The organism is Peptostreptococcus russellii (assembly GCF_900110295.1).
Taxonomy (GTDB): domain Bacteria; phylum Bacillota; class Clostridia; order Peptostreptococcales; family Peptostreptococcaceae; genus Peptostreptococcus; species Peptostreptococcus russellii_A.
The window spans coordinates 1-12040 of sequence record NZ_FODF01000027.1 but is presented as its reverse complement, the minus strand read 5'-3'; the positions used below and the strand labels follow the sequence as shown (position 1 = coordinate 12040).

General features: G+C 31.7%; 9 protein-coding genes. 1 reads left to right on the top strand and 8 read right to left on the bottom strand.

The genetic code is table 11. The features are described from left to right. The first annotated feature begins 588 nt into the window (after positions 1-588). Positions 589-1278, top strand: coding sequence for a DUF554 domain-containing protein (locus BMY82_RS08495; RefSeq protein ID WP_091976127.1), 690 nt, complete (start codon positions 589-591; stop codon positions 1276-1278). Between the two features lie 240 nt (positions 1279-1518). Here BMY82_RS08495 and prdB read toward each other — a convergent pair whose 3' ends face one another. The 8 genes from prdB to BMY82_RS08455 all read right to left on the bottom strand — a co-directional run bounded on the left by prdB (position 1519) and on the right by BMY82_RS08455 (position 11147). Further along, on the bottom strand, positions 1519-2244 hold the full coding sequence (gene prdB, locus BMY82_RS08490; protein WP_091976126.1) for a D-proline reductase (dithiol) protein PrdB: 726 nt from the start codon (positions 2242-2244) through the stop codon (positions 1519-1521). Positions 2245-2289: 45 nt separating this feature from the next. Continuing rightward, entirely contained in the window at positions 2290-2709 is a 420-nt protein-coding gene (locus tag BMY82_RS08485) for a CBO2463/CBO2479 domain-containing protein (protein WP_091976125.1), read from the bottom strand. A 1-nt stretch (position 2710) separates the two neighbouring features. Continuing rightward, positions 2711-4474, bottom strand: coding sequence for a D-proline reductase (dithiol) proprotein PrdA (gene prdA / locus BMY82_RS08480; RefSeq protein ID WP_091976124.1), 1764 nt, complete (start codon positions 4472-4474; stop codon positions 2711-2713). A gap of 244 nt (positions 4475-4718) precedes the next feature. Continuing rightward, positions 4719-5966, bottom strand: a complete 1248-nt coding sequence (locus BMY82_RS08475) for a glycine/sarcosine/betaine reductase component B subunit (RefSeq protein WP_091976123.1) — start codon at positions 5964-5966, stop codon at positions 4719-4721. 596 nt (positions 5967-6562) lie between these two features. Continuing rightward, positions 6563-7906: an APC family permease gene (locus tag BMY82_RS08470; protein WP_091976122.1), complete on the bottom strand. Its 1344-nt coding sequence runs from the start codon at positions 7904-7906 to the stop codon at positions 6563-6565. Between the two features lie 150 nt (positions 7907-8056). Continuing rightward, positions 8057-9310 carry an NAD-dependent dihydropyrimidine dehydrogenase subunit PreA gene (gene preA, locus BMY82_RS08465; RefSeq protein ID WP_091976121.1) on the bottom strand — a complete coding sequence of 418 codons (1254 nt, stop codon included), beginning with the start codon at positions 9308-9310 and terminating at the stop codon, positions 8057-8059. A gap of 1 nt (position 9311) precedes the next feature. Beyond that, complete coding sequence (locus tag BMY82_RS08460; RefSeq protein WP_091976120.1) at positions 9312-10538, bottom strand: FAD-dependent oxidoreductase; 1227 nt, start codon at positions 10536-10538, stop codon at positions 9312-9314. A 102-nt stretch (positions 10539-10640) separates the two neighbouring features. Continuing rightward, positions 10641-11147 (bottom strand): DUF1097 domain-containing protein, encoded by a 507-nt coding sequence (locus BMY82_RS08455; protein ID WP_091976119.1) that lies wholly within the window; start codon positions 11145-11147, stop codon positions 10641-10643. Positions 11148-12040: the final 893 nt, after the last annotated feature.

Genomic DNA, 12040 nt, shown 5'->3' with positions numbered 1-12040 from the left:
CGTCTATTGACGACTTATTTATAGTAACATATCTAAAGTTTTTTGTCAATACTTTTTTTATTTTTTAGTTTTAACTTATTAAAAACTTTTTTATTTTATGCTTTCCTCTTTGTAAAAGGACAAGTAATAATATACCACTTTATTTTTAATACGTCAATAGTTTTTTTGTTTTTTTGAAAATATTTAATTCAAACCATGTAAACTTTTGAATCTCAACTCTTAATAGCTTTATTTGCTCTTATATTAAAATTATTAGCATTTACTTCCAAAAGCTATTACATATAACAATTATTATTTCAAATCGGATTTATTGATTTTATCTAATCTTTTTATATCATTACTTTTTTATATTGTTTTTTATTTTTTAATATGGGTACCATACTAGTGTTATTATTTTTAGAAATATACTTGTTATATTATTCTAAGTACTTATATTTTTATATTTATAATAACTATTTTAATAGATATTCTTTATATACTATCTACTTACAATTATATAGTATATACTTGTAATAGTATTCTTTGGAATATTAAACTTTTGTATTGTAGTATTGTAAAAATCATATTCATATAATAAGGAGGTTTTTTATGTTATTTAATTTATCTAATTCTGCTTTTATAGTTTTAGGTGGTCTAATTGGGGCTTTTCTTACGCGTGGAGTTCCTGAGAAGATTAAAAACTCTATTATAAAAGCTATGGGTATATGTGTTATTTATATAGGTATTTCTCTTGCTATAGAGGGAGATAATGTTTTATTAGTTGTAATGTCTATTGCAGCAGGTACACTTATTGGTGAACTTTTAGATATAGATGACAAAATAAATAAAATAGGTGTTAGAATTCAGGCTAAATTTTCTTCTGATAAAAAAGGTAAAAGTAAGTTTGCAGAAGGATTTGTTACAACCAGTATACTTTTTTGTGCAGGGGCAATGGGCGTTGTAGGTGCTCTTAATGTCGGTCTAACTGGAAATGGTGATACACTTGTTGTTAAAGGTATGATAGACGGAGTGTTTGCTGCTTTATTTGCAACTGCCTTTGGCTTTGGTGTTTTATTTTCATCTATACCCGTTTTCATATATCAAGCATTTTTTATTGCATTAGCAGGATACTTAAGCAAGTATCTTGGTCCAGATGTTATTGCTTCAGTAAGTGGAGTTGGTGGCATTACAGTTATAGGTATTGGTCTTAATTTGACTCTAAATACAGATATAAAGGTTGCTAATATGGCTCCAGGAATCTTTATTCCTATGATCCTATCATTAATAGGAATTATTTAAAAAGAAAACCACCCTAGTTATAAATTTAATACTAGAGTGGTTTTTTTTTAAAATTGTTTTTTATATTTATTTTTATTTTTATAAAAACAGAACCATGCACATGCATGGTTCTGTTTTAGCAATTTGTTTCCGACTCAAATCACTATTTCTTACAACTTATATATATTTTAATAACTTTTTAACTTCTTCTTTAGGGGTTATTGTATTGCTATGTAATCTCGGCCAATAAATTTTCTAAATTTATACGTTGTGTCTGTATTCGTAAGGAAGCACCTTAGTCTGGTTGAAACTTGGACAATCTCTTACCCATTCTAATGATTCCTTAAGAATAGCTGTCTGCATTTCCTTGTTGTTTGGTTCTCCTGCATTTGAACCGATTGGAACGTGTGGAGCAGATATTCTAGGAGCACCCTGCTGACGTGCTATTGGAGGTAGTGCAGCTATTACTACACAGCTCATTCCAGCTTCTTCACAGCATCTAGTAACTATTGTTGCAGATCTATGGCAAGTACCACATCCACCTGTACAAAGAACTACATCTACATCCTGTTCTTTTAGCTTTCTTGCTATTTCTGGGCCAGTTTCGTTCATGAACTTTTCAACGTTTCCTCCACCACCCATGAAAGTATAAGTTTCCTTTGGAAGTGATCCTATGAATCCTTCTTCTACTAATTCATGTAGACGATCTATTGGGAACATTGAGTTAACGTCCTTATTTATATCAGAGTTATCGAATCCGCCATGAGTAACCATTAATTCTGATGATGGTGTATCAAATTCGATTGTTCTATATGAGAAGTCACCTGATGTATTGAAAGGCTTCTGACTCTTCTTATGTATTCCTCCTGCTGTTATAAATGCCACCTTACACTCGCTCAATGGCTTCTTTAATTCTACAAATACCGGTCTAGGAGTCACCGGAACAAATATTTCTGACTGCATTCCTTCTTTGCCTGTTAATTTCATTAATTTATCCTCCTTCAAAACTTTTATGATGTTGTTTCTATATTTCTAACTAACGACTTGCATACAGCTTAAGTAAAATTCACAGCTGTTGTTTTCTTCTAGATCATTTTCAGTAAATACCCAGCGTCTTGGAACTGCAACTGTGCCTTTTCCGTTCATAACTCCAACTTCCACTGCTGTATCGTTTACTTCTAAAAATTTTCCACCTAATATTGTAGGGTTCAATCCGTAATCTACATTTAAATCCAAGTCATCGAATTCTATATCTTTGTCAATCACTCTTAGATAGCTAAAGAAAAACTGTAGTTTCTTTCCTGCTTCCAATTCTTCTTTGTTAATCACTATATCACTTGGAACCTTTAAAACACCTAGTCTCCCTCTTAGGTTGATTTTTACAGTGCCATCTGAAGATATACTTTTTATTGTCCCACCCATTAATACTGGGTTTATCTGATAATCTATCATTTTAGTGCATTGTACCGCTATCTAATAATACTGTTTCAGGAAGACCAAGAAGTTTATTGTTAGCGTTTATTACATCATTATTCCATTTCTTTGGAGCTGGTTTAATGTCTATACCTAACATCTTATTCTTTAGCATCTGTATAGCACGTGTTGCTACTTCAGGTGTTACACAAGAGCATCCTGCTACGTCGTTTTCAAATCCGCCCATGTCCATATTTTCTTCTATCATTGCATCTGCGTACTTGTTACCAACAACTAGCTGTCCCTGATATGCACAGAATGAAACTCCAACTACTGGTATTCCACGCATTCCAGCCTGACCGATATGTTCTATAAAGTCTATATGGTTGTTACCAAATCCTTCTGTAGTGATTATGCATCCATCTACGTCTAAACTTTCAAGTAATGAACCTAATCTTTCTGAAACCCAAAGTTTTTCGTCATTAACCTGTGGAGAACCAACAAATACAACTCCGATTAAATCGAATTCGTCGTCTTCTGCAAGTCCTTCAACTAATGGCTCTCTTATGTAGTGACGAGTCATTTCCTTAGTTGCAGGTCCTATGCAAGTTAAAGCATGGATTGAACCGTCTCTAACCTGGTTTGGAGTTAATACAACTGGAACGTTACCTATATCAACATTCTTTCTTCCGCCACTTACGCCGCATGGTTCGATTGGGCAAAGTACGTTATCATGCATTGCTCCCTGTCCCATTATTTCCTTAACAAGAACAACTCTAGGGTTACCCTTTCTTCTAACGTCTTCACATATTTCTTCTCTTACTACTTCACCTTCATATTTCTTTAATTCTTCTCTTACTGCCTGTATTATGTAATCCTGGCACTTATGAGCTGCGAATGGTCCTGGTCTAGTCATTCCAGAAAGTCTTTCAACAACTACATTACAACGAATGATTATATCATCTTCATCTGCGCATCCTGGATGTCCAAAGTACATCTTTTCATCAAGGTATCCTTCTGATGAACCGAATTCATGTATCTGAACTCCATCTTCGTCAACACCTGTAAGCATAAATACTACACCGTCAGCAACCTTAGTTACGCCTCTTCCTATTTCACCTTCTACCTTTGTTGCTATTGGAACAACGTCCATGATAGTTTCAGTGTAAATGTGACGATCTTCTGGTTTGATAACATCAAGAGTCAAACTCTTGCAAAGTACATCTTCTTTAAGAGCATCTTTTACTATGTTCTTATCTATTGTAATCTTTCCATCCTTTATAGATGTTTCCTTGCCTATTTCAGCATCATTTATCTTTATGTGCTTCTTAACAAGTTTTCTTATTACCTTTTTTTCTCCTATAGATTTGTCACCAGGAACATTAGCCACTGGTAAACCACCAAGTGATACTCCTGCTGGAAGGTCTAAAGATAGTCCTTCAAGCTTATTAATTTCTAAATGAATCATACCGCTACCTCCTTCGCATACTTCTGTTTCTTTTGGAGCTTCTACATTAGAATCCTCTTCAGATTCTTCTGCTTCTTCTAGTTCGTTTACACCATCTAGTAAATCTTTTGTAATCGGTGTAAGAGCATCACAATCTTTTATTAAAGTTCTTCCCATTACCTGTCCAATTGAAAGTCCATCTTCACTCAAAGTGATTATTCCTGACTCTTCCATTTCTTCAAATAATTCAGGATCCTCCAATTCCGCTGGTCCTATTACTGTTCCCTTGCCTGTGTAGCAACAGAAAATAGCAGGATCCTTATAATGTTTTTTTGCTGCCTCTTGTGTTATCGACACGCTTATCACTCCTTTAATTTAATATATTAATTAACACCCCTTCGGTGATTAATCCATTTTAAAAAAGTCCCTTTAATTAAGCTTTCATATAAATACTTTTACATATTTATATGCTAGCTTGTCATAATCTAATTCAAACTATTTTTTATATGTCAAACATCAACTTTAAGTATTTTATATTTTGAATATTATATACATATTAAGTTCCACATACTTAAAAAATATATTCCACTTTACTTTCTATCTAAAGTAAGGAATGAATTGCACCATCCTTACACTGATTAGGTGTAATTACATATGGCAAATTCTTTGAATTCATCATTAGTCTTGATCCGATAAATCCTCCTGGTTCAAAAGGAAACATCGATGTATCATACATATTACCAAGACCTGATACTATTTTTACCAGTACAACTTTTCTTTTACCCTCTTTGGCAATATCGCGATACTCTATTTTTTCATAAGGCATATCATCAATATGTTTCATCTGTTCTCTAATATCCCTAGATATCATATCTGCAATTCTATGTGCTGCCATAATTCCTTCTGCAGTTCTTCCTTCACCTTCATTAAATAGTACATCTACATGAATCAGATAGTCAGTAGATTTTGCTGTCCCATCTCTATCGAAAACCACTTGTTCTCTAAGTATTCCTTCAGATGATCCTATATTAGATGGTTGGAAACCACTTTTGTCTTCCACACCTGTAAGCATCAGAGTAACTCCGGAAAGTTCACTAGTGATACCTTCTCCTAGTTCCCCTCTTACTTTACAAGCTATTGGTTGAAAATCTAAATTTGAGTTAACAAAGAAATCATACTCACCAGGTTTAACAATACTTAGCTTTATATCTTTAATACGACTTTCGAGACCCTTATACTTATCTACAATATTCTTATCTATTCTGAGTTTCCCTCTTGATATCTCTGTTTTATTTCCAAACTCAACATCTTTTATTTCGTATTTCTTAACTAAAAGCCTTCTTAATACCCTTTCTTCTAACTCTAAAGTTTCTTCCGGATCCTTGCCAACCTTCTTTAGTTTATTCTTTAAAAGTGCAACAGCCTTCATAGCATCGTATTCAGTAAGGTTATTACATCCTACAATACAGTTTTCATAGCCTGACTCACTTTTATTAAAGTCAATTACGCAATCTACATACTTATTTGTACAAACAAGTCTACCTTGAAGTCCTATAAAACTTAGACCGACAGCAGGTATATTTCTTATTCCCAATTGCTCAATAACATTGACAAAATCCACGTGATGATTACCCCAGCCATCAATTGCTACTATAGCTGCATCAGCTCTCATAGCTTCTGCTATTTCAGCTGTTCTTTTAGCTGTGTAAATCTTATCATCACAAACTTCTGAGACACCATCGACAATTATTCCACAAAATTCAAGATTACTCTCCTTCAAAAGTTCTCTAGTTACTGGACAATTATAATGATGCAATGTTGTCATTTTAATACTCGGACCTAAACCCATAAACTCCCCTCCAGTCCAACACATACAAAAACCACTATTTTCAATGGTTGTATCGTTTTTCGACACATTGGTGCAACATCTTTGCCTCAAATTCGAATTAATATTAACATCAAAAAATTAACTAGTCAATAGATTTAACTATTGATTAATTGACTAGTTCAATAGCTGAACTATTGAAATTGTTTATCATTTATTTTTGTGTATTAAATATCAATTTTTGCTTATTTAATAACCTATTTTTCTGAATTTTAAAATTATATAAACTTTTATTGTTAAATTTTTAGTATTTTTTCTATGAATATACCTCTTCTTATTTTATAGATTATATCTATCTCGATTATAGATATAGACTTTTATAGTTAAGCTTATAAAATTTCTTATGTTTTTTTGTACAATAATTGTACTGTATCATTTATTGACACTATTTTTTGCTGTTTTATTTAATTTTTTAAAGTGCTAATTTTTTATTCTCTTATGCTCTATTTAAATAAATCCGATTGTAATAATACTTTACTATGATTTTTTATTTTTTTGATATTTTTTTGTTTTATATAAAATTTTTAAATAAAAAGGATAAGCTTTAGATAGTTAACTATCTAAAGCTTATCCTTTTTATTACTCTTCTTATTTTTTAAGTTATATATTGGTATGCCTATTGATAATATTAACAAACTGCCTATCGATAATAAAGTACTTGATATAAGCTGAATCACCAAAACAAATACTCCTCCTATTATAGCTATAATAGGAACTATTGGATAAAGTGGTATTTTATACCCAAAAGTTTTTATATCCTTTATTTTTCTATTTTTAAAAACAGCTATAAAAGTCAATACTATAAAAATCCATATAGAAAATATTGCAAAGTCAGTCAAAAGATTGAATTGTCCACTAAGAGCATATATTGCTGATATGGTACTCATCAATATTATAGAATTCTGAGGAACCATGTTTTTATTTAACTCAATTAGTTTTTTACTCTTCGGTAAAATATCTTCTTCTGCTAAAGCATACAATACTCTTGATCCAGTGAAGCTATATGCCGTTACACATCCAAAAACTGATATCATAATACCAACACCCACTACTCTACCACCTAAACTTCCAAAAATTTCAGTTACAACTGCTTGGGCTACTGCTGGAGTATGAGCTAGAGTAGATGCTGGAAGTACTTTAAGATAGGCTATATTTATAACTATAAATATAGACATTACTATTATCAATCCACCTATCATAGCTTTTGCTAGATCTTTAGCTGGATTTTTCATTTCACCGGCAAGTGCGCATACATTTATCCAACCATCAAAAGAATAGAATATTGCCAAAAGAACTTCTCCACCTGCTATAAAAGGATTTACTCCCTTTGCTACAAATGGTTTAACTATCGGATTATTCCCTTTTCCAAGAGTAAAACCAGCTATAATAATTATTATAAGAACAGATACTTTACAGACTGTGGCTAAATTCCCCAAATAAGAAACTTGTTTTGAACCTAAAAGATTAAACACTGCCACGAATACTATTAATCCTAATATCAATGGCATTCTCATCCAGTCTATGCCAGTAAGTATTACAAACTGATCTGCAAATATAACTGATAAAGCTGCGATTATACCGGGAAAGTATAAAAAAACTTGAACCCATCCCGCTAAAAAACCTAGTTTATCACCATATATTTCTCTTATATACACTATCATTCCACCTGTTTTGGGTATTGTAGATGCAAGTTCAGCCACTGTCAATCCCGCACATAATGTTATTATACCAGCAACAATCCATCCTATAATACCAAGACCTGGAGCACCACCTGTTGCTGCATATATCGCTTGTGGCTTGAAGAATACACCTGCTCCTATTATTGTCCCAACAACTGTAAACATGGCTGTAATAACACCAACATTTTTTACCATGCCATTTGTTTCTGTACTTTTCTTTTCCATTTATATATCTACAATCCTCCATAATAATATTTCTTTTAAATACATTTCTCCCGAAACAATTTTTATCAAATATATTAAAATTACAATTTATCCTATACTAAAAATCAGATACTAGGGCAATTGTCCTAGTATCCGTTTTTATTAATATTTTTATTCGTAATTATGCTTTAAAATCACTTCATGAATTTCTCTACCTTCTTTAAACTTTACCTCTCCAGGAAGTATACAATCCAAAACTGGACATACATTCAGACATAAATGACATCCTACACAATTGTCATTTATCACAGGTTTTCTATTTTCTTTATCCCAATCAATTGCTTGATGTGCTGCATCATAGCATGATACATAACATCTTCCGCATCCTACACATTTTTCTTCGTTTATCTTTGGTATTATTTTAAAGGATCTATCAATATCTTCTGCTGGTATTATATTTGGAAGGGCTAGACCTATCATATCTTCTACTTTTTCAAAACCATTATCTTCCATATAGTGAGAAAGACCACTTATTAAATCTTCTACTATTCTATATCCATATTGCATTACTGAAGTCGTTACCTGAAGATTTCCTGAGCCTACAAGTAAAAATTCAAGTGCATCTCTCCAAGTTTCTATCCCACCCATACCAGTTATAGGCATATTCTTAAGTTCTTCATTCTGTTTTAACTGCGTAATAAATCTCAAGGCAATTGGTTTAACTGCAGCACCTGAATATCCAGATATAGATGACTTTGCATTTACAACTGGCATGGCTGTTAAGTTTTCAAGATCTATATTTGTTATAGCCTTTATAGTGTTTATTGCTGCTATACCACTTGCCCCACCTCTTTTTGCTGCAAGTGCAGGTATCTCCATATTACCTATATTAGGAGTCATCTTTGCAACTACCGGAAGATGTGTAGACTCAACTACCGCCCTTGTATATTTTTCTACTAGTTCTGGATTTTGACCTACATCTGATCCCATAGCACTGCTTGTCATCTGAGGACATGAGAAGTTGCATTCTATTATATCAGCTCCTGCTTCTGTAACTTTCTTTGCCAAAATTTTCCACTCTTCTTCATCAGAGCCCATTATACTTACAGCCATAACTTTTGTCGGAAATTCTTTCTTTAACCTTTTTATATACTCAAGGTTTACTTCAAGTGGTTTGTCCGATATTTGTTCCATATTCTTAAATCCTGTCCAAACAGCACTTTCTTTTCTACCTATATCAAATCTTGGTGAGCATTCATCTGGAATAAATATTCCCAAAGTTTTATAGTATACTCCAGCCCAACCAGCTTCAAATGCCTTTTTTATCATATCATAATTGCTACATACTGGAGAAGATGATAGGAAAAATGGATTTTCACACTTCACTCCTAAAAATTCTATTGAAAGGTCTTTTTTTAATGCCATCTTATTTTGCCTCCTTATTTAAATAGTCTAATATTTCTAGTGCAGATTCTTTACCGTCAGCTACAGCCTGAACTACTGTCTTTCCACCGTTCACTATATCTCCGTTAACAAAAACAGCTTCATCTTTTATAATATTTTTAAAGGATTCTTCTGCTTTCTGTCCTATGGCAAATATCACTGTATCTGCCTTCATAGTCATTTCTCCAACATTATCCCAAGACTTAAAGCTCATTTTTTCTACACATCCATTATCATCCGCTATTATTTTATCTGGAGCAAATCTAGTTATTATAGGAACACCCATAGCTTGAACGTACTTTAGTTCTTCATGATAAACAGGAGCCTCTTCTATAGTACGTCTGTATACTATAGCTACATTTTTTGCACCTAACTGTTTTGCAGTTGAAGCACAATCCATTGCTACATCTCCACCTCCTATTACTAATATGTCATTTCCTAGCTCTATATTTCCATTATTTACTCGAGCATTTTTCAAAAATTCTTGAGCAGTAAATACATTCTTAGAATCAACTCCTGGAATTTCAGGAACAGAAGCAGTCCAAAGACCTACACCTACAAATACAGCATCATATTCTTTTAAAAGTTCCTTTATTCCTTCATTTCCCTTTACTTCTGTATTAAATTTAAAATCAACGCCCAGTTTTTCAACTTGTTTGATATCATGATCTACTACCTCTTGTGGAAGTCTTGATGGTGTTATTCCATAAGTTAAAACTCCACCAGCTTTTCCAAATTTTTCTATAATTGTTACATCAACACCATTTTCTTCAAGCTTTGCTGCACAGGCAAGTGATGCTGGACCTGCTCCCACGCAAACAACTTTTTTATCTATTCTTTCTCCCGCTTTCAATATAGTCATTTCTGTTTCTTTTTCATGATTTATAGCAAATTTCTGAAGTTTTCCTATTTGTATAGGTCTGTCTATTCCACATCTTGAACATGCTTCTTCGCAAAGATTTCCATATGGACAGACTAATGCACAACTTCCACCTAATATGTTATTTTCTCTTATTGTTTCAGCAGCCCCTTTAAAGTTTCTAAATCTTATAGATCTTATAAACTTAGCTGGATTAGTTCCAGCTGGACATCCCTGACTACAAGGAGCATCTTCACATAGAAGACATCTTGTAGCTTCTTCCATGGCAAGTCTTAAATCAAAATCAACGTCTGCCTGTTTTGTATAATTAACCTTCTTCACTTCACTCATAATAATCCTCCAAATAGTTTTTTTGCAAATCAACCCTAGTTATTTCTTTTACAACTGTCGACTTTGTTAAGAATTTTTAATTCTTTAAATTTTTCTTTCAATCTAAGAATCAATTTCACTTTCTTTTTTATTAAATTTATTAAATAAGAAGTCTCCACCCTTATCACAGCATAAGGCTAGAACTGTTCCTAGAGACAAAGATAATATCAAGCTTATTATATCTTTGCTCAATAAATTAGCTCCAGACGATATATATGCAAAACTTGAAAAGCACCCTATAAAAGCACCTGGTATAAACCACATCTTTTTAATTGAAGATTTTAAACACATTGTTCCAGATACTATTCCGGTCATTATAACCCCCATCGATGCAATATTGGAAAACAAGCCTGATATAAAAACAGCTATAACTGCTGAAATTACTCCTGACATAGTTGAAAAAAATGCACTAGACATTCCCTCTAATCCATGTTTCCCAGATGCAAAATACGCAGTACACCCCGCAAATCCAATCCATGTCACTAAATTAAATGCTGGAATCTGAGAAATAAATGCCCATACTCCACAACAAAAGCCAGTAGATAAAGATAGTGCAAGTAAAAAATTCATTCAATCACCCCACTGAATAATATTTATTCAATCAATCAAAAAAATTACTGGGCAGCCAAATTTACTTTATCTATAATTTATTATTCACGTTACGTATTGCATATTCACACTATATTGAAATATCAATCAAACATTTCTTATTATACAAGTTCTTCATATAGTCTAAAAAACAAATTAAAACTCCTTCTGCTATTAAATACTGCAAGAATCATGCCAAATTACTAAGAGCAGTTATAATAACGTTTTCAGAAATTTCTTTGATTTTGCACTATTTGAAAAAGTTGTTATCCTTTAAAAACAAGTCAAAAATAACTCATTTTCAATTATTTTAAGTTATTTTTGACTTGTTAATTCAGTTTGACATTTTAATTCTTTTAAAAAACTTAATATTTTGTTTTATTTTTAACATTTTTCAGTTTTTTCTTTAATTAATGCTTAATTAAATTTTAAAAAATTATTCTTCACTGATTACACTTCTATCTAAAATTCTAGACATTTGATTCATTTTTGACTTATGCTATATTGTTTTAAACAATAATTAAACTATATAATATTAAATACATATTCATATCTTTTTATTTATAAACCAATTCTTACTAATTTTTATAGTTGTAACTATTATCTTTTGTTTTATTTTATAAAACATTTATCTTTCTATATCTACAATAAAAAATATTATAATTAACTATTTATTATTGATTTTCTCAATTTTATATTTATATTACCATATAATCCTTCAATAAAAAGCCACTTTAATTTTTACACTTTTTATAATTTTTAAATAATTCTAATAAAATTATTGACTATTTATTATATTTAGTGATATATTAATAACATATCAATCAAATCAAAAAAATATGATTATTTTTCTTATTATTAAGTATTATTTAAGT